This window comes from Actinomycetospora lutea, assembly GCF_028737205.1.
GTDB classification, from domain to species: Bacteria; Actinomycetota; Actinomycetes; order Mycobacteriales; family Pseudonocardiaceae; genus Actinomycetospora; species Actinomycetospora lutea.
Genome location: NZ_JAQZAL010000001.1, coordinates 147,387 through 171,212, shown reverse-complemented (window position 1 = coordinate 171,212; position 23,826 = coordinate 147,387). Strand labels below are relative to the sequence as shown.

26 protein-coding genes and 4 tRNA genes are annotated in these 23,826 nt (G+C 74.4%); 15 read left to right on the top strand and 15 right to left on the bottom strand.

The annotated features are described in order from the left end of the window. The first annotated feature begins 179 nt into the window (after positions 1-179). A complete protein-coding gene (locus tag PHK61_RS00910; protein ID WP_274279076.1) occupies positions 180-422 on the top strand; it encodes a helix-turn-helix domain-containing protein in 243 nt (80 codons plus the stop codon). Next, positions 419-1,696 carry a tyrosine-type recombinase/integrase gene (locus PHK61_RS00905; RefSeq protein ID WP_274279075.1) on the top strand — a complete coding sequence of 426 codons (1,278 nt, stop codon included), beginning with the start codon at positions 419-421 and terminating at the stop codon, positions 1,694-1,696. The genes PHK61_RS00910 and PHK61_RS00905 overlap by 4 nt, the downstream gene beginning before the upstream one ends. 91 nt (positions 1,697-1,787) lie before the next feature. Here the strand turns inward: PHK61_RS00905 and PHK61_RS00900 are convergent. From PHK61_RS00900 to PHK61_RS00885, 4 genes are all read right to left on the bottom strand, one after another. Further along, positions 1,788-1,862 (bottom strand) — tRNA-Val (locus tag PHK61_RS00900). Between the two features lie 23 nt (positions 1,863-1,885). After that, positions 1,886-2,374 carry a TIGR02611 family protein gene (locus tag PHK61_RS00895; RefSeq protein ID WP_274279074.1) on the bottom strand — a complete coding sequence of 163 codons (489 nt, stop codon included), beginning with the start codon at positions 2,372-2,374 and terminating at the stop codon, positions 1,886-1,888. After that, the gene (locus PHK61_RS00890) at positions 2,371-3,264 is read right to left on the bottom strand and encodes an anti-sigma factor domain-containing protein (protein WP_274279073.1); all 894 of its coding nucleotides are present in this window, start codon (positions 3,262-3,264) and stop codon (positions 2,371-2,373) included. Before PHK61_RS00890 ends, PHK61_RS00895 begins: the two co-directional genes overlap by 4 nt. After that, a complete protein-coding gene (locus PHK61_RS00885) occupies positions 3,261-3,833 on the bottom strand; it encodes an RNA polymerase sigma factor (protein ID WP_274279072.1) in 573 nt (190 codons plus the stop codon). The genes PHK61_RS00890 and PHK61_RS00885 overlap by 4 nt, the downstream gene beginning before the upstream one ends. Before the next feature lie 301 nt (positions 3,834-4,134). Between PHK61_RS00885 and PHK61_RS00880 the strand changes: the two genes are divergently transcribed. The 4 genes from PHK61_RS00880 to PHK61_RS00865 all read left to right on the top strand — a co-directional run bounded on the left by PHK61_RS00880 (position 4,135) and on the right by PHK61_RS00865 (position 4,937). Continuing rightward, entirely contained in the window at positions 4,135-4,560 is a 426-nt protein-coding gene (locus tag PHK61_RS00880) for an SsgA family sporulation/cell division regulator (RefSeq protein ID WP_274279071.1), read from the top strand. Positions 4,561-4,665: 105 nt separating this feature from the next. Continuing rightward, positions 4,666-4,738, top strand: a tRNA-Gly gene (locus PHK61_RS00875). Positions 4,739-4,792: 54 nt separating this feature from the next. After that, positions 4,793-4,864: transfer RNA gene (locus PHK61_RS00870), tRNA-Cys, on the top strand. A 1-nt stretch (position 4,865) separates the two neighbouring features. Continuing rightward, positions 4,866-4,937, top strand: a tRNA-Val gene (locus PHK61_RS00865). A gap of 57 nt (positions 4,938-4,994) precedes the next feature. Here the strand turns inward: PHK61_RS00865 and PHK61_RS00860 are convergent. Next, complete coding sequence (locus PHK61_RS00860) at positions 4,995-5,411, bottom strand: nuclear transport factor 2 family protein (RefSeq protein WP_274279070.1); 417 nt, start codon at positions 5,409-5,411, stop codon at positions 4,995-4,997. A 52-nt stretch (positions 5,412-5,463) separates the two neighbouring features. Between PHK61_RS00860 and PHK61_RS00855 the strand changes: the two genes are divergently transcribed. Then, positions 5,464-6,117 carry a TetR family transcriptional regulator gene (locus PHK61_RS00855; protein WP_274279069.1) on the top strand — a complete coding sequence of 218 codons (654 nt, stop codon included), beginning with the start codon at positions 5,464-5,466 and terminating at the stop codon, positions 6,115-6,117. A 266-nt stretch (positions 6,118-6,383) separates the two neighbouring features. Continuing rightward, positions 6,384-7,172, top strand: coding sequence for an IclR family transcriptional regulator (locus PHK61_RS00850; protein ID WP_274279068.1), 789 nt, complete (start codon positions 6,384-6,386; stop codon positions 7,170-7,172). Here the strand turns inward: PHK61_RS00850 and PHK61_RS00845 are convergent. The 4 genes from PHK61_RS00845 to PHK61_RS00830 all read right to left on the bottom strand — a co-directional run bounded on the left by PHK61_RS00845 (position 7,169) and on the right by PHK61_RS00830 (position 9,875). After that, positions 7,169-7,342 carry a hypothetical protein gene (locus PHK61_RS00845; protein ID WP_274279067.1) on the bottom strand — a complete coding sequence of 58 codons (174 nt, stop codon included), beginning with the start codon at positions 7,340-7,342 and terminating at the stop codon, positions 7,169-7,171. The genes PHK61_RS00850 and PHK61_RS00845 overlap by 4 nt on opposite strands. 99 nt (positions 7,343-7,441) lie before the next feature. Next, complete coding sequence (locus PHK61_RS00840; RefSeq protein ID WP_274279066.1) at positions 7,442-8,233, bottom strand: alpha/beta fold hydrolase; 792 nt, start codon at positions 8,231-8,233, stop codon at positions 7,442-7,444. Beyond that, positions 8,234-9,208: an NADPH:quinone oxidoreductase family protein gene (locus tag PHK61_RS00835; RefSeq protein WP_274279065.1), complete on the bottom strand. Its 975-nt coding sequence runs from the start codon at positions 9,206-9,208 to the stop codon at positions 8,234-8,236. 61 nt (positions 9,209-9,269) lie between these two features. Continuing rightward, entirely contained in the window at positions 9,270-9,875 is a 606-nt protein-coding gene (locus PHK61_RS00830; protein ID WP_274279064.1) for a class I SAM-dependent methyltransferase, read from the bottom strand. Between the two features lie 176 nt (positions 9,876-10,051). Between PHK61_RS00830 and PHK61_RS00825 the strand changes: the two genes are divergently transcribed. Continuing rightward, positions 10,052-10,282 carry a hypothetical protein gene (locus PHK61_RS00825; RefSeq protein ID WP_274279063.1) on the top strand — a complete coding sequence of 77 codons (231 nt, stop codon included), beginning with the start codon at positions 10,052-10,054 and terminating at the stop codon, positions 10,280-10,282. On the opposite strand, the gene PHK61_RS00820 is transcribed toward PHK61_RS00825, so the two are convergent. Next, positions 10,261-10,650, bottom strand: coding sequence for a hypothetical protein (locus tag PHK61_RS00820; protein WP_274279062.1), 390 nt, complete (start codon positions 10,648-10,650; stop codon positions 10,261-10,263). The two genes, PHK61_RS00825 and PHK61_RS00820, sit on opposite strands and share 22 nt — an antisense overlap. A gap of 94 nt (positions 10,651-10,744) precedes the next feature. Here PHK61_RS00820 and PHK61_RS00815 point away from each other — a divergent pair, with 94 nt between their 5' ends. Continuing rightward, positions 10,745-11,572 carry an alpha/beta fold hydrolase gene (locus PHK61_RS00815; protein ID WP_274279061.1) on the top strand — a complete coding sequence of 276 codons (828 nt, stop codon included), beginning with the start codon at positions 10,745-10,747 and terminating at the stop codon, positions 11,570-11,572. On the opposite strand, the gene PHK61_RS00810 is transcribed toward PHK61_RS00815, so the two are convergent. Further along, positions 11,569-12,216, bottom strand: a complete 648-nt coding sequence (locus tag PHK61_RS00810) for a TetR/AcrR family transcriptional regulator (protein WP_274279060.1) — start codon at positions 12,214-12,216, stop codon at positions 11,569-11,571. The genes PHK61_RS00815 and PHK61_RS00810 overlap by 4 nt on opposite strands. 111 nt (positions 12,217-12,327) lie before the next feature. On the opposite strand from PHK61_RS00810, the gene PHK61_RS00805 reads away from it, so the two are divergent. Then, the gene (locus PHK61_RS00805) at positions 12,328-14,859 is read left to right on the top strand and encodes a DEAD/DEAH box helicase (protein ID WP_274279059.1); all 2,532 of its coding nucleotides are present in this window, start codon (positions 12,328-12,330) and stop codon (positions 14,857-14,859) included. Between the two features lie 75 nt (positions 14,860-14,934). On the opposite strand, the gene PHK61_RS00800 is transcribed toward PHK61_RS00805, so the two are convergent. Beyond that, positions 14,935-15,909 (bottom strand): AraC family transcriptional regulator, encoded by a 975-nt coding sequence (locus PHK61_RS00800; RefSeq protein WP_274279058.1) that lies wholly within the window; start codon positions 15,907-15,909, stop codon positions 14,935-14,937. Between the two features lie 150 nt (positions 15,910-16,059). Here PHK61_RS00800 and PHK61_RS00795 point away from each other — a divergent pair, with 150 nt between their 5' ends. Next, complete coding sequence (locus PHK61_RS00795) at positions 16,060-16,935, top strand: NmrA family NAD(P)-binding protein (RefSeq protein WP_274279057.1); 876 nt, start codon at positions 16,060-16,062, stop codon at positions 16,933-16,935. A gap of 15 nt (positions 16,936-16,950) precedes the next feature. Next, positions 16,951-18,294 carry a cryptochrome/photolyase family protein gene (locus PHK61_RS00790; protein ID WP_274279056.1) on the top strand — a complete coding sequence of 448 codons (1,344 nt, stop codon included), beginning with the start codon at positions 16,951-16,953 and terminating at the stop codon, positions 18,292-18,294. Position 18,295: 1 nt separating this feature from the next. Here the strand turns inward: PHK61_RS00790 and PHK61_RS00785 are convergent, their stop codons facing one another. Beyond that, entirely contained in the window at positions 18,296-19,162 is an 867-nt protein-coding gene (locus tag PHK61_RS00785; protein ID WP_274279055.1) for an exodeoxyribonuclease III, read from the bottom strand. 114 nt (positions 19,163-19,276) lie between these two features. Here PHK61_RS00785 and PHK61_RS00780 point away from each other — a divergent pair, with 114 nt between their 5' ends. Together PHK61_RS00780 and PHK61_RS00775 are read left to right on the top strand one after the other, a co-directional pair. Continuing rightward, positions 19,277-20,881 carry an ATP-binding SpoIIE family protein phosphatase gene (locus tag PHK61_RS00780; protein ID WP_274279054.1) on the top strand — a complete coding sequence of 535 codons (1,605 nt, stop codon included), beginning with the start codon at positions 19,277-19,279 and terminating at the stop codon, positions 20,879-20,881. Continuing rightward, the gene (locus PHK61_RS00775; protein ID WP_274279053.1) at positions 20,878-21,195 is read left to right on the top strand and encodes an STAS domain-containing protein; all 318 of its coding nucleotides are present in this window, start codon (positions 20,878-20,880) and stop codon (positions 21,193-21,195) included. Before PHK61_RS00780 ends, PHK61_RS00775 begins: the two co-directional genes overlap by 4 nt. Positions 21,196-21,214: 19 nt before the next feature. Here PHK61_RS00775 and PHK61_RS00770 read toward each other — a convergent pair whose 3' ends face one another. Together PHK61_RS00770 and PHK61_RS00765 are read right to left on the bottom strand one after the other, a co-directional pair. Then, positions 21,215-21,670 carry an SRPBCC family protein gene (locus tag PHK61_RS00770; protein WP_274279052.1) on the bottom strand — a complete coding sequence of 152 codons (456 nt, stop codon included), beginning with the start codon at positions 21,668-21,670 and terminating at the stop codon, positions 21,215-21,217. A gap of 61 nt (positions 21,671-21,731) precedes the next feature. Then, positions 21,732-23,786, bottom strand: a complete 2,055-nt coding sequence (locus PHK61_RS00765; RefSeq protein ID WP_274279051.1) for a galactose oxidase-like domain-containing protein — start codon at positions 23,784-23,786, stop codon at positions 21,732-21,734. Between the last annotated feature and the right edge of the window lie 40 nt (positions 23,787-23,826).

Genomic DNA, 23,826 nt, shown 5'->3' with positions numbered 1-23,826 from the left:
GCGTCGCACCGACGCCGCCGGCTACCGCGACGACCGCGGCCACGACCCGATCGGCGCTGTTCGCGCTCCAGGACGAACTCCGCGACACCCGTGCCGCTCTCGACGTGGCGGGCCGCCACCTGGCCACCGCCCACAACCACCTCGGTCACCTCGGCCGAGTGATCAGGGAGGACTGAGTCATGAACGGGCACGAGCTGTTGACGAAGCTGCGCGATCGGGAGGACCCGACCTCGCTGCGCGACATCCCGGCACCGCAGGTCTACACAGTGGCCCAGGTCGCCGGGCTTCTCGGTGTGGGTCGCGGTACGGCCTACGAGCTGATCCGCGCCGGGAAGATTCCGGCCAAGCAGATCGGGCGGCGCTGGATCGTCCCCTGCGAGGCCTTCCACACGTGGCTCACTGACCTGGAGGCCTCGGCGTGAGCGTGCACAAGACACCGCGGGGCCGGTGGGAGGCCAAGTGGCGTGATCCCTCGGGACGCCAGCGGTCCAAGAACTTCCCGACCAAGCGCGAGGCCAAGGACTTCCTCGCCGAGATGGCGACGACCCTGCGTCGTGGCAACTACGTCGACCCGCACGCCGGCCGTCAGCGCTTCGAGACTCATGCGAGGGCGTGGCTCGCGAGCCGCAACGACGAGGCGTCCACGAAGGCCCGTGACGCGTCGATCATGCACAACCACGTGATCCCGCAGTGGGGGACGTGGCAGCTCGGCAAGATCGATCATCTGTCGGTGCAGGGATGGGTGACCGAGCTCGGGACCCGCCGCTCCCCCGCCACGACCGCCGAAGCGTTCCGCCTCACCTCGGCCGTGTTGCGCTCAGCGGTCCGCAACCGGCTGATCGCCTTTAACCCCTGCGAGGACGTCCGGCTCCCGAAGCGACGCAAGCACGACCACGACGACCGTGTCATCTCGCGAGAGGACCTGAGCCGGCTGCTGCTCCCGGCCCTCCCCGAGCGCTACCGCGCCTTCGTCGCCACCACGGCCTGGGCCGGTCTCCGGTGGGGTGAGGTCGCCGGACTCCGCGCCGACGCGCTCGACCTCGAGGCCGGTCGGCTCCGGGTGATCCGCGTGGTCGTGGAGGTCAGTGGCAACACGGCGTTCAAGCCCTTCCCGAAGTCCGCCGCCGGTCGCCGGACCGTTCCGCTGCCCCCGTGGCTCGTCACGATGATCGGCGAGCACACCGACCGGTACGGCCTGGGAGACCACGGGCTCGTCTTCCCGAACGCCGTGGGCAAGCCGCTGCGCCGCACCCTCTTCCGGTCCCGGGTGTGGCGGCCGGCGCTCGTGCGGGCGGGGCTGCTCGGGGAGGTCGCCGAGATCGACGGCCACAAGTTCGAGGCCCGGTGGACCGACGAGGACGGAGGCGAGGACTCGGCCATCTGCGGGTCATACGAGGAAGCCGTCAAGGCGGTAGCCCTGGAGGCCGGCGCCGGGCTGCGCTTCCACGACCTGCGCCACTCCTACGCGACGTGGCTGGTCGACGACGGCGTCCCGCCCAACATGGTCCAGCGGGTGATGGGCCACGAGAACGTGACCACGACGCTGCAGCTCTACACGCGGCGCACCGAGCATCACGACCGCATCCTCGACGCCCTCGGCGATCTGCCCACGCCGGCTGCCGACGACCCTGCGCCGACGGGCTCGGACGGCGACGACGACCCCGACGAGGAGGACCCAGGAGTGGTGACGCCGTGAGCCATGTTCGTCAGATGTTCGTTATCGGGGCCCCGGACACGAGAAAACCCCTGGCCGATGGCTCTGGTGAGCCTGTGACCAGGGGCTTTGCTGGTGGGCGATACTGGGATCGAACCAGTGACCTCTTCGGTGTGAACGAAGCGCTCTCCCCCTGAGCTAATCGCCCGCAGCGGTGTCGAGCCTAGACCATCAGGCGAAGGGGCTCTGCAGCCAGGTCCAGTGTCCGAGGCCGACGAGCTTCGCCACGAGGTAGGGCGCGCCGAGCAGCCAGAGGGTCGCGAGCACGATCGCGCAGGTGAGCAGCCCCAGCAGGCACTTGACGACGACGTGCTGGCGGCCGACCCAGGCCATCCAGCGGTCGTAGTGGCGCCGGGCGAAGTGCAGGAGACGCCCGGCCCACGTGAACTCGGTGGCCAGGATGCCCAGGCCCGCGAAGACGATCAGCCAGCCGGGACCCGGGTACGGGATGGCGATCACGCCGAGGACCAGCACGATCGTGCCGAGGATCCCGATGCCGATGCGCCAGGCCTTGTTCGTCTTCGGCTTGGCGCGCACCCGGGCGCGGAACAGCCGCAGCCGGGCGCGCATCGTGCGGTGCCGCGGCGGCGGGGTCAGGGTCGAGCTCTGCGGCGGCGACTGCGGCGCGGTCGCTGTCGACTGCTCGCCCGATTCGCTCAACGTCCCACCTGCCCACTCGCGACGACCCTGGTCGGCGAGGCGGGCGCCGTGCGGCCGGGCTCGAGTGACACCGCGAACCCGGCGTACGGCACCGCCTCGGGAGTCGAGGGTACGGAACGGACGTCCGGGCCCTGCCCCCCGACGTCGAACGTCCCGAGCGGCTGTGGGGTTCCGTCGACGAGGCCCCAGAGGACATAGGTCTCGGTGAGGGTGTCGTTGGGCCCGAGGCCCGTGGTCAGCACGCGCTGCCCGGTGCCGTCGTCGATCACGAGCCCGACGATCCCGCCCTGCGTCCCGGCGAGGACCGCGTGCGACACCCCGGGCGAGCCGGCGTCCCGCAGGACGTCGGCGACGGCCGCCTCGCGCTCGGCCTGGGCCGCGGCCGCGGCCTGGGCGCTGTCGCGCTCGGCGCGCAGCGACTGGTTGGCGGCGGTCAGCCCGCCGATCGCGGCGACGACCAGGACGACGGCCGCCGCGGCGAGCCACCGCGTGGCGCGACGGCGCGGCGCCAGGGGCACGACGGCGCCGTCGCGGCGCGGCTCCGGGCCGGTGCCCGTGTCCGTGTCCGTGTCCGTGGCGGGACGCGTGCCGTCCCCCGCGGGGCCGACCTCCGGGGTGTCGACCCCGGTGCCGGACCCCGGCGCGGGCTCCGCGTCCACCGCGTCGAGCAGCTGCCGGCGCAGGCGCGGCGGCGGGTCGACGGGGACGACGGCGCCGGCGAGATCGCCGAGGATCGCGGTGGTGTCGTCGACCGTCTGCCGGCAGGTCGGGCAGGTCGCGAGGTGCGCCTCGAACGCGGCCGCCTCGTCGGGGTCGAGGGTGTGCAGGGCCCAGCCGACGGCGAGGGCGTCGTGCTCGCCGGTGTGGGTGTCGGGGGCGCGGTGGGTCATGACTTCTCCCCCTCCACGTCGACGTGCGGGGCCAGGATCGCCCGGAGCTTCTGCGTCCCGGAGAACATCCGTGACTTGACGGTGCCCAGCGGGACGCCGACGAGGCTCGCGACCTCCCGCTGCGTGTAGCCGCCGAAGTAGGCGAGGGCCAGGGCCTCGCGCTGATCGGCCGGCAGCTCGGCGAGCGCGTCGCGCACCTTCCCCGCCACGACCGCGCCGAGCGCCGCCTGGTCGGCGCCGGGGCCGGGTGGGATGTTCCAGTCGTCGCCGTCGGGGCTCGGCGGGGCGGTGCGCTTGCGGCGGGTGGCCTCGCGTCGCACGGCGTCGACGGCGCGGTGATGGACGAGCGTGAGGAACCAGCTCGCGACCGTGCCCCGCGCCGGGTCGAAGCGGCCCGGATCGCGCCACACCACGAGGAAGGCCTCCTGCACGACGTCCTCCGCCAACGACTCGTCCACGCAGATACGACGGGCGAGCGAGTACGCGGGACGTCCGAAGCGGTCGTAGAGCTGCGCGAGGGCTTCCGCGCTCCGCTCGCTGATCCGTTCGACCAATGTGGCATCGGTCACACCAGTGTCACGGCTATCGTCACTCTCCGGAGTCACCTCGGGGACTCCGCGCGACGCGTCCGTCACTGGTCGACACTCTCTTCCGGTGTGCGTGGCCGGGCAGGACGTGCGTCAGGCTAGTGCTCCCGGGGCAGGGGTGGACGCCCGGCCGGGGAGGGTGGTTCGTTACGGAACCGAACCGGGTAAGCGCTCATCCGAGTGCCCGTCCGGTGTGATGCGTGCGTGAGCCGGGTGAACCGGCGTCACAGGGTCGTCCGCCAGTCGTTTCCCCCGACGACAGCAGCGTGCGAAAGGCAGCCTCATGCTCAACGATCACACGACGATCCGCTCCACGGCGGTCTTCGACCTCGTCGGCCCGCCGAACCCGCCCGTGCCCGTCCAGGTCGAGATGCGGTACGACACGCGCGACCCGTACGCCGTGCAGGCGGCGTTCCGCACCGGTCGCGCCGGATGGGTCGAGTGGGTCTTCTCCCGCGACCTCCTCACCGACGGGCTCCTCGGTGCGGCCGGCGCCGGCGACGTCCGCATCCGTCCCGCCGACGGCGACGCCGAGTCGGTCGAGATCGAGCTCAGCTCCCCCTCGGGACACGCCACCTTCCGCGCCGCGAGCCGCGAGGTGTCGGAGTTCCTGACCCGCACGCACGAGATCGTCGCGCCCGGCTGCGAGGACGACTGGCTGGACCTGGAGCACGCGCTCGGCCTGCTGCTGTCGAGCGACCCGAGCTGACACGCCCCCCCGGGGAACGCGGGGGGCGCACGATGCAGTACTGTTCTCTTCGTCGGCAACGGCGGGATCGGGACGAGCAGGACCTCCGAAACCCGCCGGCCACACGCGGACGTAGCGCAGTTGGTAGCGCATCACCTTGCCAAGGTGAGGGTCGCGGGTTCGAGTCCCGTCGTCCGCTCGGGAGGCCGTTCGCCTACTTCTCCACGGTGAGCCGGAAGACCTCCGGAAGCGTGGCGCAGTGGCCGAGTGGCTTAGGCAAGGGCCTGCAAAGCCCTGTACGCGGGTTCGATTCCCGCCTGCGCCTCGGGCGATTAGCTCAGTGGGAGAGCACTACCTTGACACGGTAGGGGTCACTGGTTCAATCCCAGTATCGCCCACCCAGGAAGCCCTGGTCGACACCCGGAGACGGGTCGAGACCAGGGCTTTCGTCGTTCTCAGCGCGGCACGACGTCGGCCGGCGGCCGATCTCCGTGGCGGTGCACGATGCGCCACTGCCCGTCCTCGCGCCGGTACACGTGCGTGACCCGGAGCGTGTAGGTCGATTCCTCCCCGTCGGCGACGAGCGTCTTGTGCTCGAACCCGACCGTGTAGGCGAGGTCGCCGCTCGCGCCGGCGGCCACGAGCTCGAAGTCGTACGCGCGCAGTTCGGTGAGCCGACCGGCGAGCCAGCGGAAGACCGCGCTCACCTCGCCCCAGCCCCGGCGGAGCAGCACCGCGCCGCCGAAGAGCGTCACCGGGTCGCGCTGCGACCACGTCAGCGCGCGCGGACCGTCGTCACCCCCGCAGAGCGCGTGCTCGGCCGCGAGCTGGCGCGGCAGCATCTCGTCCAGGAACTCCTCCACCTCGGTCATCCCGACCTCCGGTACAGTGCGACTGTTTTCAATACGGAGAGGGTGTATCCGAATGTCCGACGGCGTCAAGAGGCGCTACGACTCCACCCGTCGCACCCAGCAGGCCCGGGAGAACCGGCGCCGGATCCTCGAGGCCGCACTCGAGCTGTTCGTGACGCAGGGGTACGGCGCGACGACCGTCGCCGAGGTCGCGGCGGCGGCCGGAGTGGCCCCGGAGACGGTCTATGCCGCCTTCCGCACGAAGCTCACGCTCCTGCGGCGCGCGTGGGACCTCGCCGTGGGTGGGGACGACCTCGACGTCCACCTGCTCGAGCGCCCCGAGCTGCGCGCGGTGTTCGACGAGCCCGACCTCCGTGCCCGGCTCATCCGCTTCGCGCGCGTCAACACCGCGATCATGCGCCGCACGGCCGGGTTGCGCCTCGCCGTCGAGCACGCGGCCGGCGGCGACCCGGCGGCGGGCGAGTTCCTCGCCGAGATCGACGGGGTCCGCCTGGAGTCGATGGGCGCGCACGCCCGCGCCGCCGCGGCCACCGGGGAGCTGGCGGTGCCGGAGGCGACGTGCCGCGACGTCCTCCACGCCACCACGGACGGCGCGCTGTGGCGCTCCCTCGTCGCGGGCCGGGGCTGGTCGGACGAGGACTACGCCGACTGGCTCGCGCGCCTCTGGATCGCGACGCTCGTGGACACCCCGGGCAGCAACCACTGACGACCCCGACCGCTCCGGGGGACGATGGGCCGATGACGTCTCCCGACCGGTCCTCCGCGGAGCTCCCCGACGACGCCGGTGGCGATGCAGCGTGCTGGATGCACCGGGTCTGCGACGACTGCGGGCGCCTCGCTGACGAAGACCCGCCGACGCGTTGCCCGTCGTGCGGCAAGCTCCTGGAGGCCTCCTGACGGAGCGACGTCTCAGACCATCCTCAGAGGAAAGCCGTTCCCTGCGGGCCGAGCGGCTCCTGAGGATCACGTCTCGTGACGATCGACCTGCCGCTGCCTCGATCGGGCGAACGCCACGCGCCGGCGCCCGCTGCGCCGGGCACGCTGCGTGCCCTGCGGGTGCTCGCCGCGCAACCGGAGGGCGTCGACCTCGCCGCCCTCGGCGCCCAGCTCGGGCGCACGAGCGCGGAGGTCCTGCCCGTCGTGACCGGGCTCCTGCACTCCGGGCACGCCGAGCGCACCGACGCGGGGGCGTACCGGCTGCGTCCCGGCCCCACATGGGGCGGCACCGAGCGCCCGGCGCTGCGCTGGGCGCTGCCCGAGGTCCTCTCGGAGGCGGTCAGCGAGCTCTACCGACGCACCCGCGCGTGGGCGTACCTCGTCGAGTGGGCCGACGACGACCACCTCGACGTCGTCGACCTGCGCGGGCACCAGGGCCTCGGGCTCGTCCCCGAGCTGCCCGCGCGCATCCCGCCGTCGATGGCGCACGCCCTCGCGGTCAGCAAGGTGCTGGTCGCCTTCGCGCCCGACCGCCGCGCGCGGCTGGCGCCCGGCTGGACCGCCTACACGCCCGAGACGATCACGACCCCGGCGGACTACGACGCCGAGCTCGCGCGGGTCCGCCGCGACGGCTACGCGCTCGACCGCGAGGAGTACGCGCCGGGCTTCGGCTGCGTCTGCGCGCCGATCGCGGACCCCGGCGGTCGGGTGAGTGCCGCGATCGCGGTCTCGCTGCCCGCCGCCCGCTTCCGCGCCGAGCTCGACGGCCTGGTCGCCGACGTCACCGACGTCGCGCGCCGGGCCCACCGCCGCTGGTTCCGTTAGCTCTCGTCGTACTTGTCGGCCGCCTCGGTGCGCTGCCGGGCGATCTCCAGCGCGTGCTCGGCGGTCTCCTCGTCCGGATAGGGACCGAGACGGTCGGCGGAGCGGCAGCCGTCCCAGGGCTCCACCCGATGGTGCTTGAGGCAGTAGTACCACTCGTTCTCGTGGGCCACGGTCCCATGCTGGCACGGCCATGGGTCCCGCCGCTGACACCTCGCCGTCGGTGACGCCGCAACCGGCAGGCCCGCGTCAGGGAGAGCGTCGGCACACGATCAGGCCGGCCGCGGGCGGGTCGCGGCGAGCACGAGGTCGGCGACGAGGGCGGGGTCGTCACCCATGGGCACGTGCCCGCAGCCCGGCAGCACGTAGACCGCGGCGTCGGGCAGGGCGCGGCGCAGGCGCTTGGACTGCCCGCGGGGCAGCAGGAGGTCGCGGGCGCCCCAGCCGACGGTCGTGGGCACCGTGGCACGGGCCGGGATCGTCCACGTGTCGAGGTGGGCGAGCATCGTGCGGAACGACGAGCGCGGGTGGCTCAGCCCCTGCAGGTCGGCGGTGATCTGGTCGGGATCCATCCGTGAGGGGTGCGCGAGCAGCAGCCCGAGCAGCGCGGTGCGCAGGACCGGGGTGGCGAGCAGCTGCCGCAGCCGCGCCGACGGGATCGGCGCGAGCAGCGCGTGCGCGCCGCCGAGCACCCCGCGGGCCCAGAGGCGCCCGGTGCGCGACCAGAACCCCGCGGGCGAGAGCGCCGTCGCCGAGCGCACCGTCCCGCGCGCGGCGAGCTCGAGGGCGACGAGCCCGCCGAGCGAGTTGCCGACCACGTGCGGGCGCTCGAGGCCCTGGGCGCGGCAGAACGCCTCGACGGCATCGGCGAGGGGGCCGATGTCGCCGGTGTACCCGGGCGGGAGGTCGGGCGACTCGCCGTGGTCGGGCAGGTCGACGGCCCACACCTCGCGCTCCCGCGCGAGCAGCGGCGCGACGAGGTCCCAGCCCTGGCGGCGGTGGGTGATCCCGTGCAGGAGCAGGACCGGCTCGCCCGCCCCGGTGCGCGTGTGCGCGAGGTCCACTCAGTGCTCCCCGGGGTGGATGACGACCTTGCCAGTGACGCGCCGCTCGGCCAGCTCGGCGATCGCCGCCCCGGCCTGCGCGAGCGGGTAGGTCGCGCTGATCGGCGGGGCGAGCCGCCCGCTCGCGACGTCGTCGCGGATCGCGTCCCACTGGCGGCGCATGAAGCCCGGGCGCTTCGAGGCGTAGGCGCCCCAGCCCGCGCCGACGACCGAGGTGTTGTTGAGCAGCAGGCGGTTGACCTTGACCGTGGGGATCTCGCCCGCGGTGAAGCCGACGACCGCGAGCCGGCCGTCGTCGCCGAGGCTGCGCAGCGAGTCGGTGAAGCGGTCGCCGCCGACCGGGTCGACCACGACGTCGACGCCCCGCCCGCCGGTCAGCTCCTTGGCGGCGTCCTTGAACCCCTCGACGGGCAGCCAGTGGTCCGCGCCCGCGGCCGTGGCCACCTCGCCCTTGGCCTCCGAGGACACCACGGCGATCACCGTCGCCCCGCGGGCCTTCGCGAACTGGATGCAGGCGACGCCGACGCCGCCGGCCGCGCCGTGCACCAGCACGGTCTCCCCCGCCGCCAGGTGCGCGCGGGTCTCGAGCACGAAGTGCGCGGTGAGGTAGTTCATCGGCAGGCACGCCCCGACGTCCGCCGACACCCCGTCGGGCAGCGGGAACACGGTCTCGGTCGACGCCGCGACCGTGGTCGCGAAGCCGCCGAGCACCGGCAGCGCGGCCACCCGGTCGCCCGCGGCGAAGCCCGAGCCGTCGGGGGCCTCGCGCACGGTGCCCGCGACCTCGCTGCCCAGCAGGAACGGCAGCTCGGGGCGCATCTGGTACTGGCCGCGCGTGAGCAGCAGATCGGGGAAGACGACGCCGGCCGCCTCGACGTCGATGAGGACCTGGTCGGGCCCGGCCGCCGGCTCCTCCACCTCGTTGACCTCGACCGCCTCCGGCCCGTCCAGCCGGACGACCTGCACCGCGCGCACCGCGCCTCCCGACCTCGCCTGGTAACCGTCAGAGGTGACGGTTCTATCAGTCGGAGCAGTGTCAGGTGAACCGGTAGACCGTGGTGGTGGTCGTCGCCCCGCCCTCGAGGTCGGCGGTGCCGGTGACCTCGTAGCTCCCGAGGGCCGTGACGCGGCGGCGCGGCAGGTACTCGCGGCCGGGATCGCCGACGACGACGTCGACGCCGGCCGCGCTCGCCTCGTCGCAGAACCGTTCCACGTGCCGGGCCATCGGCTGCTCGTAGAACACGTCGCCGGCGAGCACGACGTCGACGTCGAGCTCCTCGTCGGCGTCGAGGACGTCGCCGACCACCGCGATCTCGACGTCGTTGTCCGCGGCGTTGAGCGAGATCGCGGCGCGGGAGCGCGCGTCGGTGTCCGACGCGATCACCGCGGCGGCGCCGGCCCGGGCGGCGGCGATGGCGACCAGCCCCGAGCCGGACGCGAGGTCGAGCACGCGCCGGCCGCGCACCAGCTCGGGGTGGTCGAGGACGTGCCGGGCGAGCGCCTGCCCGCCGACCCACGCGAACGCCCAGAACGGCGGGGCCTCCTCGTCGAGGGCCGACCAGGTGCGGTGGATGTCGTCGGCCAGCAGGAGCGTGATCTCGGGGACGAGCGGCGCGGTGCCGGGCGCGGTCCAGTCGCGCACGCCGTGGCTGCCGTCCTCACTGCCACCGTCACTGCCACCGTCACTGCCACCGTCACTGCCACCGTCACCGATCGTCACCGCTTGCCTCCGAAGAGATGCAGCGCCGGAGCGGGTCGATCCCTACGCTGGTCCCGACGTACCGTCCGTCCACCGGCGAGCGATCCGAGGAGGCCGCCATGACCGACGAGGACGCCGTCCTGCTCTACGTGGGCGGGCCGCTCGACGGGCGGGTCGAGGTCCGCGAGGCGCGTCACGGCGCGCCCCTCCCGGTGGTCACCCACACCCACCTCCACGACGGCCCGAAGGTCGTGCACGTCTACGACCTGCACCCGCTCACCCCGGGGGCCGGTGTCTACCACCTGCGCGCCGCCGAGGTGACGGCCGATCAGTCGCCGGCCGCGAGGTAGCTCAGACCGCAGAGCGTGCCCCACGCCGCGGCGACGCCGGCCGCCTTCGCGCGGTACGACCGGTCCGGCAGCGAGGTCCCCAGCACCGCGAGGTCGGCGACGTCGGCGCCGACCCGCACGGCGATCGCGGTCCGCAGCGCCTTCCCGGCGGGCGCGAGGGCCATCGCGAGCCCGGAGGCCAGGTCCCGCCCGCCCAGCGCCCGCACCCCGATCGCCGTCGCCGTCGGCAGCGGCGCCCCGTCGGCCTGCAAGCCGGTCGGCCGGGCGAAGAGCGAGGGATCGGCGATGATCGCCACGCTGTAGCCGGCGGTGGCGACGCCGAGCAGGCGGGGGATCCAGGTCAGGGGGCGCGAGCGCTTCGTGGACACGGCCGGGCAGTACCCCGGATTCCTCCCCGCGCCACCGATGAGTTCCGCCGCGCCCGGCCGTCCCACCGGTGACACCCCACGACCGGAGGCTCCCGTGACCGTCCCCGCCACCCCCGTCACCGACGTGCTCGCCGTGCCCGGTGCCCGCCTGCACCACGAGGTCCGCGGCGCCGGCCCGCTGGTCGTCCTGCTCGGCACGCCGATGGCCGCCGACGCGTTCGCCGGCCTGGCCGACCTGCTCGCCGCCGACCACACCGTGCTCACCACCGACCCCCGCGGCATCGGCCGCAGCCCGGTGGACGACCCGGACGCGTCGCCGACGCTGTCGACGCGCGCCGACGACGTCGCCCGCCTGATCCGCCACGTCGACCACGACGGGCCGGTCACCCTGCTCGGGTCCAGCGGCGGCGCGGTCACCGCGCTCGCGGTCGCCCAGGAGCACCCCGGCCTCGTCGACACGGTCGTCGCCCACGAGCCGCCCCTGGTCGAGCTGCTGCCCGACCGCGACGAGCGCCACGCCGGCGGCGAGGTGGTGATCGAGCGGTGGTTCGCCGGCGACCACGTCGGCTCGTGGCGTGCCTTCCTCGACAACGCGGACATCCCCATGCCCGAGGAGGTGTTCCAGATGGTGTTCGGGAGCGCGCCGGACGCGGCGGCCCGGGCGGACGGTGACTACCAGAACGCGCACCTCCTGCGCCCGACGACGCACTTCCGCCCGGACGTCGCGCTCCTGCGCGCCGGCCGCCCGCGGATCGTGGTCGGCATCGGGGAGGACTCGGCGGGGCAGCTGTGCGACCGGACCTCGCGGGCGCTGGCCGTCGCGCTGGGCCTCGAACCGACGCTCTTCCCCGGCGACCACGTCGGCTTCGCCGGCGACCCGGCGGCCTTCCTGCCGGCGCTGCGCGCGGTGCTGCCGGGCTAGGTCGCCGACCGGTCGGGCAGGCGCAGCAGGAGCTTGAGCACCCGGCTGTAGAGGTCGGTCGGCACGGCCTCCTCGCCGAGCACGCGCCGCAGCCGGATCAGCCCGTGGAAGAACGCGGCCGCGGCGATGACGAACTCGTCGTCGCGGACCGCGGCGCGCACGGCGGGGTCCATGGCGTCCCAGTCGTGGGAGAGCTGCTCGTTCGCGAAGCGGGCCAAGCGGACCTCGTGCTCGGCGAGGCGGTCGGCGAACTCGGGATGGCGCACCGCGTAGAGCCAGATCTCGGCGTCGAGCAGCGCCTCCTCGCGGGAGTCGGCGATGTCGCCGACCAGGCGGTCCAGCGCCGCGAAGGTCTCGTCGGGGTCGTCGTGCACGACCGCGGCCATGGCCGAGACGTCCGCGGAGGTCTGGGCCTCGACGAGGGCGGTGAACAGGGCTTCCTTGCTGGCGAAGTGCACGTACACCGAGCCGACGGAGACCCCGGCGGTGCGGGCGATCTCCTCGACGGAGGCCGGCCCGTACCCGCGCTCGGCGAAGACGCGGCGCGCGGCGTCGAGCAGGGCCTCGCGGGTCCGGGCCTTCGTCGCGGCGCGTCGACCGAGCGGCGCGCGCGCCGTCCTCGTCGCTTCGTCACCCTGGGTCACACGTCATCCTTCCCGAAGCCGACCGGCCCAACGACGGCAGGCGCGTGTAGTGACGCATCGTAAACCCGCCGGGCTCCCCGGGGGCGGCGCGCGATCCCGGACAATGGCGGTGTGACCACCTCGACCGCGCTCCTGCCCGCCGCCGGCGCGGACCCCGACGAGATCTACGAGGGGTTCGCCGAGTGGGCCGCCGAGCGGGGCCTCGAGCTCTACCCCGCCCAGTCCGAGGCGCTCATCGAGCTCGTCTCGGGGTCGAACGTGATCCTCTCGACGCCCACGGGCTCGGGGAAGTCGCTGGTCGCGCTCGGTGCGCACGTCACCGCGATGTCGCGGGGCGAGCGCTCGGTCTACACCGCGCCGATCAAGGCGCTGGTCTCGGAGAAGTTCTTCGCCCTCGGCGCGCAGCTCGGCTACGCCTCGGTCGGCATGCTCACCGGCGACGCCGCCGTGAACCCCGAGGCGCCGGTCATCTGCTGCACCGCCGAGGTGCTGGCCAACTGGGCCCTGCGCGAGGGTCGCGACGCCCAGGTCGGCCAGGTCGTCATCGACGAGTTCCACTACTACGCCGACCCCGAGCGCGGCTGGGCCTGGCAGGTGCCGCTGCTCGAGCTGCCGCAGGCCCAGTTCCTGCTGATGTCGGCGACGCTCGGTGACGTCGCGTTCTTCGAGCGCGACCTCACCCGGCGCACCGGCCGCGAGACCGCGGTGGTCGCGCACACCGAGCGCCCGGTGCCGCTCTCGTTCCGCTACGCCACGACGCCCCTGCACGAGACGATCACCGAGCTGCTCTCCGGCCAGCAGGCGCCGGTCTACATCGTGCACACGACGCAGGCCGCGGCGATCGAGCAGGCCCAGGCGCTGATGAGCCTCAACGTCTCGTCGAAGGCCGAGAAGGAGCAGATCGCCGAGCTGATCGGCTCGTTCCGGTTCACCGCGGGCTTCGGCCGGACGCTCTCGCGGCTGGTGCGCCACGGCATCGGCGTGCACCACGCCGGCATGCTGCCCAAGTACCGGCGCCTCGTGGAGACCCTCGCCCAGGCCGGGCTGCTCAAGCTCATCTGCGGCACCGACACCCTCGGCGTCGGCATCAACGTCCCCATCCGCACGGTGCTGTTCACCGCACTGACGAAGTTCGACGGCCAGCGCGTGCGCCACCTGCGCGCCCGCGAGTTCCACCAGGTCGCGGGTCGCGCCGGGCGCGCCGGTCACGACGTCGCGGGCTACGTCGTCGCCCAGGCCCCCGAGCACGAGGTCGAGAACGCCAAGCGCCTCGCCAAGGCCGGCGACGACGTCAAGAAGCAGCGGCGCGTGGTGCGGGTCAAGCCGCCCGAGGGCTTCGTGTCGTGGTCGCAGAAGACCCTCGAGCGGCTCATCGAGGCCCAGCCCGAGGCGCTGACCAGCCAGTTCCGGGTGTCGACGGCGATGCTGCTGCAGGTCGCCCAGCGCAAGCAGCCGTTCTTCGCCGCGATGCGCCACCTGCTCGAGGACAACCACGCCGACCGCCCGACGCAGCGCAGGCTCATCCTGCGGGCCATCGCGCTCTACCGGGGCCTCATCGACGCCCAGGTGCTGGAGCGGATCGACACCCCCGACGGCCCCGACGTGCGGCTCGTCGACGACCTGCAGGTCGACTTCGCGCTCAACCAGCCACTCTCGCCCTTCGCGCTCGCGGCCTTCGACCTGCTCGACAAGGAGTCGCCGACCTACGCCCTCGACATGGTCTCGGTGGTCGAGTCGACGCTCGACGACCCGAAGCAGATCCTCCGCGCCCAGGAGAACCAGGCGCGCGGCGAGGCCGTGCAGGCGATGAAGGCCGAGGGCATCGAGTACGACGAGCGCATGGAGCTGCTCGAGGACGTCACCTGGCCGAAGCCGCTCGCCGAGCTGCTCGGGGCCGCCTACGAGTCCTACCGCTCGGGGCACCCGTGGGTCGCCGACCACGAGCTCTCGCCGAAGGCGGTCGTCCGCGACCTCTACGAGCGCGCCATGACGTTCACCGAGTACGTCTCGTACTACAAGATCGCGCGCTCCGAGGGCCTCGTCCTGCGCTACCTCACCGACGCCTTCCGCGCGCTGCGCCAGACGATCCCGGAGGCGGCGCGCACCGAGGACCTCGACGACCTCGTCGCCTGGCTGGGCGAGCTCGTGCGCCAGACCGACTCGTCGCTGCTCGACGAGTGGGAGAACCTGGCCGGGGCGGGCGGGGACGGCACAGCGCTGGACGCGGCCGGCGACGACGCCCGCCCGGTCGACCAGGGTCCGCCGCCGGTCACGCGCAACGAGCGCGCGTTCCGGGTGCTGGTGCGCAACGAGATGTTCCGCCGGGTCGAGCTGTTCGCCCGCCGCTCCCCCGCCGAGCTGGCCGACCTCTCCGAGCACGGCCCCGACGCCGCGTTCTGGACCGAGGCGATCGAGGGCTACTTCGCCGAGTACGACGAGCTCGGCGCCGGCCCCGACGCCCGCGGACCGGCCTTCTACCGCGTGACCGTCGACGGCCGGACCTGGCACGTCCGCCAGGTCCTCGACGACCCCGAGGGCGACCACGACTGGTCCATCACCGCCGACGTCGACCTCGACGCCTCCGACGAGCTCGGCGCGGCGGTCGTGCACGTGACGGCCGCCGGGCCGATGAGCACCACCTGAGCGCTGCGGTCGGCGGCGGAGCCGCGGACGGCGCGGGCGGATCGGAGAAGCCGACCCGGGTCCTCAGGACTCGGCTCACGCCCCGAGCAGCACCTCCTCGGCGGGCGGGCGCGCGCGGACCGAGCCGGGCGGGGTCCCGACGACGCGGCGGAAGGCGCGGCTGAAGGCCGCCTCCGAGCGGTAGCCCATCGCCGCGGCGACGGCCGCGACCGTCGTGTCCCCGGCGCGCAGGCGGTCGTGAGCGACGAGCATCCGCCAGCGCGTCACGTAGGCCATGACCGGCTCGCCGACGAGCGCGGTGAAGCGCGCGGCGAACGTCGAGCGGGACAGCGCGAGTTCGCGGGCGAGGCCGGCGACCGTCCACTCGTGCGCGGGGTCGGCGTGGACGAGGGCGAGCGCGCGGCCGATGTCGGGGTCGGTGAGCGCGCCGAGCCACCCCGAGCGCGCCGCCGGGTCGTGCGAGAGCCACCCCCGCAGCATCTGCACGACGAGCACGTCGGCGAGGCGGGTGATCACCGCTTCGCCGCCGGGGCGGGTCTCCTCCACCTCGAGCGCGATCAGCCGCAGGGTGTCGTGCAGCCGCGCGGTCAGCGGCGAGACCGGGACGTGGACGATGTCGGGCATCAGCTCCACGAGCCGCTCGGCCATGGGGTGCTCGAGGCGGACCGCTCCGCAGATCATGGTGGTCGTGGCACCGTCGCCGCCGTAGCTGATCGTGGCGTAGCGGTCGCCGTACCAGGTGTGGGGCAGCGTCAGCACGTTCGGCACGTGCGTGCCGGGCTCGCCCGAGCGCATCACGTGGCCCATGCCGCGCGGCAGGAGCACGACGTCGGACGGCGAGAGCGTCACCACCTCGTCGCCGACGACGATCGTCGCGGTCCCCGAGGTCACGACGTGGAACCACAGGCAGCCCGGCGTCTCGGGCAGCCGCAGCCCCCACGGCGCCCGCAGCTCGGACGAGCAGTAGAAGGTCCCGCTCATCCGCAGGACGTGCAGCGCGGCGCCGACGGCGTCGGACGGCGTCCAGGGCGGCTGGGTCGGTGCGCTCACGCCGCCCAGCGTTCGGCACGACTCACCCGCGCGTCCACGCCTGCCGGACGATCGAGCACGAGAACCGGCGTCGCGGCGATGGTTCGTCCTGCTCGACCGCAGCAGTCTCGGACGCAGCACAGCACGGACCACCAGCGAGGAGACACCATCATGATCACCGTCCTGGGAGCGAGCGGGAACACCGGCGGCCGGGTCGTGCGCCGCCTGCGCGAGGCCGGCGTGCCGGTGCGCGCCGTCGGCCGCGACGCCGCCCGGCTGGCCGACGCCGTGTCGCACGGCGCCGACCCGACCGTCGGCGACATCGCCGACCCCACGTTCCTCACCGACGCGATGCAGGGCGCCGAGGCCGCCTACGTCCTCATGCCCCTCGACCTCGCCGCACCCGGCTACCGGACCCAGCAGGAGCAGGTCGGCAGCGCGATCGCCGCGGCGCTCGCGGCGGCCCGGGTCCCGCGGGTCGTGGCGCTGAGCTCGCTGGGCGCCGACGTCGCGCGCGGCACCGGCTTCCTCGAGACCCTCCACGACCAGGAGCAGCGTCTCGCCGCCCTCGACGCGCGGGTGACGTTCGTGCGCCCCGGCCTGTTCTTCGAGTCGTTCCTGCCGTCGCTGGCGCCGATGCAGGCGACCGGCGTGCACCACGACACGATCGACCCGGACGTCGTCCTGCCCATGGTCGCGACCGCCGACGTCGGCGACGTCGCGGCGGTCGCGCTGCTCGACCCGACGCCGGCCGGCGGGGTGCGCGAGGTGCTCGGCGCCGAGGACGTCACGATCCCCGACGCCGTGGCCCGGCTCGGCGCGGTGCTCGGCACGCCGCTGCGCTACGAGCGCGCGCCCGACGAGGTCATGCGCGCGGTGTTGGTCGGGGCGGGGCTGCCCGCCGACGTCGCCGAGGAGCACCTCGCGATGAACGCCGCCTTCAACCGCGGCGCCGTGGGCAGCCTCGCGGGCCGGACCCCGGCGACGACGACCCCGACCACGATCGAGCGGTGGGCCGCGACGCTGGTGAGTACCGCGGGCCGGTGACGGGAACGCGATCACGTGCCGACCGTCTGCCTGTTCACCCGGGACCTGCGGGTCCACGACCAGCCCGTCCTGCACGCGGCCGCCGAGCAGGGCGGGGGCGAGGTCGTCCCGCTGTTCGTCGTCGACGCGGCGATCGAGGGCTTCCGGGTGCCGAACCGGGCCCGGTTCCTCGCCGAGTCGCTGGCCGACCTCGACGCGGGCCTCCGCGACGCGGGGGCCCGCCTCGTGGTCCGGTCGGGCGACGTGGCGGAGGAGGTCCGGGCGCTCGCCGACCAGGTCGACGCGACCGCGGTGCACATGGCCGGCGACGTCAGCGCCTACGCGGGCCGGCGGCGCCGGGCGCTCGAGGAGGCGCTCGGCGACCGGGAGCTCGTCGTGCACGACGCCGTCGTCACCGTCGTCTCCCCCGGCACGATCACCCCGGCGAGCGGCGACCACTTCAAGGTCTTCACGCCGTACCACCGCAAGTGGGCCGACCTGGAGACCCGCGAGCCGCTGGGCCCGCCGAAGAAGCTCTCCCTCCCCACGGGCCTGGAGGCCGGCCGGGTCCCGAGCGCGAACGACCTCGCCGACGGCGACACCGCGCCGGGCCTCCTCCCGGGCGGGGAGCCCGCCGCCCGCGAGCGGCTCGACGACTGGCTCGACCGGATCGACGAGTACGCCGACGGCCAGGACCTCCCGGCGCGCGACGGCACGTCCCGCCTGTCGCCGTACCTGCACTTCGGGTGCCTCTCCCCGACCGAGATCGCCCGGCGGGCGGGGACGGCGAGGGAGGCCGCCGCCCCGTTCGTCCGCCAGCTCGCGTGGCGCGACTTCCACCACCAGACGCTGGCCGCCGTCCCGCGCGCCGCGACCCACGACTACCGCGACCGGGGTGACCGCTGGCGTCGCGACGACGACGAGTTCGCCGCGTGGGCGCAGGCGCGCACCGGGGTGCCGATCGTCGACGCCGGCATGCGCCAGCTGCACCACGAGGGCTGGATGCACAACCGGCTGCGGCTGCTCACCGGGAGCTTCCTGACCAAGTCGCTCTACCTCGACTGGCGCCTGGGCGCCCGGCACTTCCTCGACCACCTCGTGGACGGCGATGTCGCCAACAACCAGATGAACTGGCAGTGGGTGGCGGGCACCGGCACGGACACGCGCCCGAACCGCGTGCTCAACCCGATCACGCAGGCGAAGCGCTACGACCCCGACGGGGAGTTCGTGCGCCGCTGGGTGCCCGAGCTCGCCGAGCTGGAGGGCACGCGCATCCACGAGCCCTGGAAGCACCGCGGCTCGCACGACCTCGACTACCCGGAGCCCGTGGTCGACCTCGACGAGGCCGGGTCGGCCTTCCGGTCCGCGCGGGGCGCCTGAGTCAGGACCTCCGGCGCGAGCCGCCCTTCTTGGCGCCCAGCGAGGGCGGCGGCACGACGGGCCCGATGTCGCCGTCGGGCGCCTCGTCGAGATCGAGGATCACGGGCGCGTGGTCGGAGGGACCGGTGCCCTTGCGGGCCTGGCGGTCGACCCAGAGCGCCGCGCGCCGCGCCGCCACCGGCGCGCCCGCGAGCACGAGGTCGATGCGCATGCCGCGGTCCTGGTGGAAGGCGCCGCCGCGGTAGTCCCAGTAGGTGAACACCCGCTCGTCGGGCCAGCGCTCGCGCGTGACGTCGTGCAGCCCGGTCTTGAGCAGGGCCGCGAGGGCCTCGCGCTCGGGCGGCGTGACGTGGGTGGACTCGGCGAACGCCTCGACGGAGTAGACGTCGGGGTCGGCGGGGGCGATGTTGAAGTCGCCGGCGACGACGGTGCGCTCCGCCCCGGAGGCCTCGACGCGGTCGCGCAGCGCGGCGAGCCACTCGAGCTTGTAGGCGTAGTGGGGATCGCCGGGGTCGCGACCGTTCGGCACGTACACCGAGGTGACGCGCAGGCCGCCGCACGTCGCGGTGACCGCGCGGGCCTCCTGGTGGGGGTAGCCGGGCCCGCCGGGCAGGCCCTCCTCCACGTCCTCGAGGCCGACGCGCGAGAGCAGCGCGACGCCGTTCCACCGGCCCTCGCCGTGGTGGGCGACCGCGTAGCCCCGCTCGGCGAGCGGGGCCGCGAACGACTCGGCGAAGGCCTCGTCGGAGAGCTTGGTCTCCTGCAGGCAGACCACGTCGGGCGCGCGCTCGTCGAGCCAACCGAGCAGCCGCGGCTCGCGCGCCTTGGCCGAGTTCACGTTCCACGTCGCCAGTCGCACGCCCGCCACGCTAGCCGGGCCCACCGACGGCCCCGCCCACCGGCGCCGTCACCCCGATGCGCCCTTCGTTTCCGGGCCACGTGCGTTTCGCCCCGTCGGTCCGCCGTACTAGCGTTCGGCCCCATGACAGCGTCGAGTCCCGTCACGGATGAGGACCGGTTGCGGCGCATCGAACAGATCACCGACACGACGCTGGCGCACCTCGACACGGGCGACCTCCTCACCGAGCTCCTCGACCGCGTGCGCGCCCTGCTCCAGGCGGACACGGCGGCCGTCCTGCTGATCGACGCGGCGGGCAACCACCTGGTCGCCACCGCCGCCCGCGGCATCGAGGAGGAGGTGCGCCAGGGGGTGCGCATCCCGGTGGGCCAGGGGTTCGCGGGGCGCATCGCCGCCGAGCGCCGACCGGTCGTCATCGACGAGGTCGACCACTCGAACGTCCTGAACCCGATCCTTCGTGACAAGGACATCCGCTCCCTGCTGGGTGTGCCCCTCATCGCCGAGGGCGACGTCCTCGGCGTCCTGCACGTCGGCACCCTGCGCCCACGGCTGTTCACCTCCGACGACGCGGCGCTGCTGCAGACGGCGGCCGACCGGATCGCGCTGGTCACGCGCACCCACCTCACGGGCCTCGACCGGGCGGCGGCCTCGGTCCTGCAGCGCAGCCTCATGCCCGGCGCGCTGCCGAAGGTCACCGGCATCGACTTCGCGGCGCGCTACATCCCCGGCGAGGCGGGCGGGCTCGGCGGCGACTGGTACGACGTGTTCCCCCTGCCGTCGGGACGCCTCGGCGTCGTCATCGGCGACGTGGTGGGCCGGGGGTTGCAGTCCGCGGTCGTCATGGGACGGCTGCGCAGCGCGCTGCGGGCCTTCGCCCTCGAGGAGGAGGACCCCGCCGAGGTGCTCGAACGGCTGGACGCCAACGTCCAGCACTTCGAGGACAACGTCATGGCGACCGTCCTCTACGCGATCGTCGAGCCGTCGCTGGAGTCGCTGACGCTCTCGACCGCGGGCCACCTGCCGCCGGTCATGGCGCGGTCCGGCCACGCGGCGGCGCTCGTCAACGTGCCCGTGGACCTGCCGGTGGGGGTGTCGGTCGGCCCGCCGCGGCGGACGACGACGATCGAGCTCCCGCCGCAGTCGCTGCTCTTCCTCTACACCGACGGCCTCGTCGAGCGCCGCGGCCGGACGTTGGACGTCGGCCTCGACGCGCTGTGCGACGTGGTCGAGGCCGACAGCGACGCCGACGCCCTGTGCGCCACGGTGCTGCACCGCCTGGTCGGGGCGGACCCGGTGCACGACGACGTCGCCATGCTCGTGATCCGCCGGGGCGTGACGCCGGCGATCGTGCCGCTGAACATCGTGGTCCCGGCCGTCCCGCGCGTGCTCGCCGACATCCGGGCCGCGGTGCGGCGCTGGCTCGGCGCCGCCGGCGCGACCGGCGAGGACATGGCCGACATCCTCGTCGCCGCCGGCGAGGCCGCCTCCAACGTCGTCGAGCACGCCTACGGCCCGGGCGGCGGCACGCTGACGCTGCAGATGGAGCGTGAGGGCGGGTCGGTGGTGACCACCGTGCGGGACAACGGCCGGTGGCGGTCGGCCCGCGGGCACAACCGCGGGCGCGGGACCACCCTCATCCGGCAGTGCAGCGACGAGATGGACGTGATCGCCGGGGCCGGCGGCACGACCGTGACCTTCCGACGCCGCATCAGGGAGGACGCGCCATGACCGACGCCACCGTCGTCGCCCGGCCCGACGGCGAGGACGTGCGCATCCGCATCGGCGGCGAGGTCGATCTCGACAACGCCACCGCCGTCGAGGAACAGCTCGCCGCCGCGATCCCGAACGAGACGAACGCGGTGACGCTCGAGCTCGCCGAGCTCGAGTACCTCGACAGCGCCGGGCTGCGGGTGCTGTTCGCGCTGGCCGCGCGGCTCGAGGTGCTGCAGATCGAGCTGCGGGTGGACGTGCCGCCGGGCTCGCACGCGCGGCGGGTGCTGCAGCTCTCCGGGTTCGAGAGCCTCGCGTCGCTGGAGGCCTGACCCCCGGGTCGGGCTCGGCTCAGCCCTGCTCGGCGCGCCGCCGGATCGCGTCGAGGGTCTCCTCCATGCCGCGCCGGTTGGCCGCGGGCACGTCCCACGCCCGCGCCCGGCCGACGACGTTGGCGAGCGGGCTGCGCTTGTCCTGCCAGTACTGCTCGATGCGCGTCCGGCCGCCCTCGGGGATGAGGCGGAAGCCCCACCGCGCGACGGACTGGCCCATGAGGTCGACGTCCCAGCTGATCTCCCGCTGCGGGGTGTACTCGACGACGGTGCCGACGGTCGACCAGCGCAGCAGGCCCTTGCGGTTGTGGCCCTTGAACCGGGCGCCCGGTGCCGGACCGGTGGCGTCGCCGAGCCAGTCGACGCGGTGGCACTCCGGGGAGATGGCCCCGATCCGGGCCGGGTCGCCGACCAGGTCCCAGACACTCTCGGCGGGGGCGTCGACGGTGCGGGTGACGACGATGTCGTCGGCCATGGTTCCTCCGGACGGCGGGCAGCGGGACCGCCGCACCGTAGCCCGGACGGCGGCGCGTCGCTCAGCGCTGTCCGGAGAACGCGCGCACCGCCATCACGGCCCGTCCCCGCACGAGCCGGAGCGGGCCGGTGACGCGCACCGCGGCACCGGCACCCGACGCCCGCAGGGCGACGAGCCGGCGGTGGGCGTCGCGCTCGTCGGCGGTCAGCGAGCGCCGACGACGCCGTCGCAGGTCCCACAGCACGTGGTGACCGGGCGCGATCCGGAGCAGGCGCAGCGGCGCGGCCAGGTCCGGCGAGACCAGGTGCGGGTCGCCGGGGTCCCCGCCGAGGTCACCCGCCAGGGTCACCTCGACGCCGCGCAGGACGTAGCTGGCGTTCGCCCACCGCGCGAGCTGGTCGGGCCACCCGGCGAGGTCGGGCAGCCCGCGGTGCGCGAGGACGACCTGCGCGGTCTGGTCGGTGTGGTCCGGGACCGGCTCGACGTGCGCGACGCCGGCGAGGTGCTGCAGCGCGGAGTAGGCGCCGCCCCAGCACGGACCGAGGCCGTACGGGCACTGGGCCGTGAGCCCGACCGTCACCACGGTGCCGGACGGGCGGGCCGGGCGCCCCGCCGTGCGCTCCGGGGCCGCCGGCACCCCCGGGGCCGCCGGGGCGGGTGGCGGGGCGGTCACGGCGACGCGGAGGAGGTGGGCCACCGAGGGCACCCCGTCGTCGGTGAGGACGAAGAGCATCGCCGGACCGGGCGGCCAGTCGGTGGAGCTCGGGGGTGCGGTGACGGCGAGCGTCCGGGGATCGGCCGCGTCGGAGGTGGTCGCGAGCCGGAGGAAGCGCTGGTCGGTGTTGAGCGTGTGCGTCACCGAGGACAGGCGCACGAGGGTCACGGCGGCGACGGGCTCGTCGGTGGTCACGGTGAACGTCTCCCCCGGCGTGATCACGGCCGGGGCCGCCGTGATCGTCGGTCGCGGCCCGCGGAAGAGGTACGGCGGGTGGAGGACCTGCGCGTCGCGATGGGTGTCGGCCGGGGCGTTGGGGGCCGCGCCGACGACGAACTCCCCGCCGCCCCCGGACAGGACGGTCCCGTCGGGCAGCAGGACGGCGGTGGCGTGGTAGCACCGGTCGACGCTCTCGGCCGCCAGTGTCGTCCAGGTGTCGGTCGCGGGATCCCAGAGCTCGGCGGCGTGCACCGGCGATCCGGGCGTGAGGTCGTTGAAGTCCGGCCCGCTCGTCCCGCCGGTGACCAGCACGGTGCCGTCGGGCAGCAGGGTGGCGTTGTGCTGGCGGCGCCGGAAGGCCATCGGCGCGGCGGGCGTCCAGACCGGGTCCGGCACGGTGAGGTCGATCGTCTCGCACCGGTCCGTGGGGCGGTGGTCGCCGGCGTCGTTCCCGCCGCCCAGGTAGACCACCTTGCCGGGCTCGTACATCACCGCCGGCCCGTACTGTCGCTCGCCCTGCGCGCGCGGGATCGCCGGGCCCGGCGGCGGGGTCCAGTCCCCCGCCCCGGCCGGGTCGAGCAGCTTCGTCTCCGGGTTCGGGCCGACCATCGCGACCCGGCCGTCCGGCAGCTGGTGGACCCGCGGGTAGAGCGGCAGGCCGACGAAGTCGCGCGTCGGCGACCACGTGGCACCGTCCCAGATCTCGGGAACGGGCTCCACGGGCTGGTCCGGGCCGTCCTGGTGACTGCCGGAGATCACGAGCACGCGCCCGTCGGCGAGCGTGAGGGCGCTGGGGTACCACCGCCCGCTGCGGACATCGGGCAGCGGCGTCCAGGTGCCCTGGTCGGCGTCGTAGACGCAGGCCTGGGCGAGGCCGTCGCCGTCGGCGACGTGTCCCCCCGCGACGAGCAGCCGCCCGTCGGCGAGGACGGCGTGCCCCGCGCAGAAGAGGTTGACCGGCGTGCCGTCGGCGCGGCGGGGCTCGTCGGTCGGCATGGTGGCGCCGGTGGCCGGGTCCCAGAGGAACGGGGCGCAGCCCTGCTGGTCCAGGCTCCCGTGCGGGTCGCGCCGCCGCCCCCACGCGAGCACCTGTCCCGTCGGCAGGACGGCGACGTGGATCGGGACGTCGGGCAGGCCGACCACCGGGTCCCAGCGGCCGTGGTGTGCCGGGTCGTCGGGCACGTCCGGTCTCCCCCCCTCGTCGTCGGTCGCGCTCGGCGCG